Source organism: Mesorhizobium sp. M7A.F.Ca.CA.002.05.1.1, assembly GCF_003998335.1.
GTDB lineage: Bacteria > Pseudomonadota > Alphaproteobacteria > Rhizobiales > Rhizobiaceae > Mesorhizobium.
In genome coordinates this window covers 1-1684 of record NZ_RZQI01001116.1, presented here as the reverse complement: position 1 = coordinate 1684, position 1684 = coordinate 1, and the positions used below count along the sequence as shown (strand labels likewise).

Below are 1684 nucleotides of genomic sequence, written 5' to 3'. Positions count from 1 at the left end.
GCCCGACACGCCGACGAGCTTGTCGGCCTGCTCGTAAAAGGAGGCGAGATCCTCATACGTGATCGGCCAGTCCGGCTGAAGACCATGCTCCGTGCCCTTGCGGAAATCGGAAGGACGATAGCGTGGCCAGATTGCGCCATAGACATTGGTTGACCCGCCGACGGCATTCCACATCAGGATTTGCGAGGAGTCCGAATTGACGGGGAAATCGTCCGGATGGCTGCGCTTGTTGACGTCCGGGCTCCAGTTGGTCCGGCGCTGCCACGACCAGTCGGAATGGAGATGCGGATGGTCTTTCGCCTCCACCCAGGATCCCTGTTCCAGGCAGACGACATCGAGACCGGCTTCTGCAAGTGTCAGTGCTGCCAAGGATCCTGTCGCGCCGGCGCCCACTATCAATACGTCACAGATGCGATCTGTTGTCATCTTTCCAATCCCCAGCGATCTGTCATTACCGTGTCCAGCCCGAGCGGCGACGTGTCGACGGGCCTGACCTTTTCGGTCTCCAGGTAATGGCCGCGCCGATGGGCTGGCTGGTCCCGGTTGAAATCGAAAGGCGCCATGTCGTAGCCGGTCAGATGGGGCCGGTGGGAGTACGGACGCCCCGTGTTCCGAATGGCCTCGATGACGAAGGGCGTTTCGTAATAAGCGAGTGTCACCGCCGTGTAGATCTTGTCGAAAAGCTCCGCGTCGGCTTGCTCGAAGACCTTGACGGCCGCGATGCGGGTGTCGCCATTGCTGCTTGAAAGGCCACCCCTTTCCCAGCCCAGCAGATCGGCCAGTGCCGTAGTCTGCACGTCGCTCCAATCCGCAAAGAGGCGCATCGACACGATGCCGTGCACGCCGGCCTCGGACGCGGAGGGCCAACTCTCGTTGCCAGGGATCAGTTCATCGACAAGAGCGCGGATCATCCGCGTTCTCTCAGGTGGAGAAAGCGGCGAATTCCGTTCGCCGGCAAGAGCATGCGATTGAGGGCTCATGCCGCACCTGCCTTTCGATCGATCGTGACGGTGATCATCTTGAGTTCGGTCATGGCTTCCATCGTGTGCACGCCGCCCAGTCGGCCGATGCCGCTCTTGGTGCCGCTTCCGCCGCCGAAGGGCAGGTGAATTTCCCACCATGTGCTGCCGGCATTGATATTGACGATCCCGGCGGGGATCGCCCTGGCGACCGAAACACCCCGCGCCACATTCGCCGTGAAGACGCCGACCGACAGGCCATATTCGCTGTCGAGCGCCAGATCGAGCGCTTCAGCCTCGTTCTTGAAAGTGAGAACGGGCACGACGGGGCCGAAGGTTTCCTCGCGATTGAGTTTCATCTCGCGCGTGACGCCGGTAATGATCGTCGGCTCGAAAAACAGCCCGCTGCCGAGATCGGGGCGCGGCTTGCCGCCACAGAGCACCTTGGCACCCTGCGCGATTGCGTCATCGATGTGCTCCTTGACCTTGGCTGCGACCTTCGCGTTGTTCAGCGGCCCCATGGTCGTTCCCTGGTGGAAGGGATCACCAAGCACATGTTTTTGCGCATGGGCGACGAGCTTTTCGCAGAGGCTTTCGGCAACCGACTGATGAGCGAGAACGCGGCCCGTCGCGGCGCAGACCTGACCGGCGTTGAAGAATGCGCCGCCGGCCGCGGCGGCGGCCGCCGCGTCAAGATCAGCGTCCTCGAAAACGATCACCGGGCC

Annotated in this window: 3 protein-coding genes; all 3 read right to left on the bottom strand. The window is 62.1% G+C overall.

What is annotated here, in order from left to right; translation table 11 throughout:
* The coding region (locus EN939_RS33115) for an FAD-dependent oxidoreductase (protein WP_164751465.1) at positions 1 to 426 on the bottom strand (426 nt) is incomplete at its 3' end.
* The gene (locus EN939_RS33110) at positions 423 to 911 is read right to left on the bottom strand and encodes a hypothetical protein (protein WP_127270351.1); all 489 of its coding nucleotides are present in this window, start codon (positions 909 to 911) and stop codon (positions 423 to 425) included. The genes EN939_RS33115 and EN939_RS33110, both read right to left, overlap by 4 nt.
* 65 nt (positions 912 to 976) lie before the next feature.
* On the bottom strand, positions 977 to 1684 hold a 708-nt coding region (locus tag EN939_RS33105; RefSeq protein WP_127271700.1), incomplete at its 5' end, for an aldehyde dehydrogenase family protein.

Coding starts and splice junctions, on each gene's coding strand:
- EN939_RS33110 (WP_127270351.1), bottom strand. CDS start 911: ATGATCCGCGCTCTTGTCGATGAACTGATCCCTGGCAACGAGAGTTGG.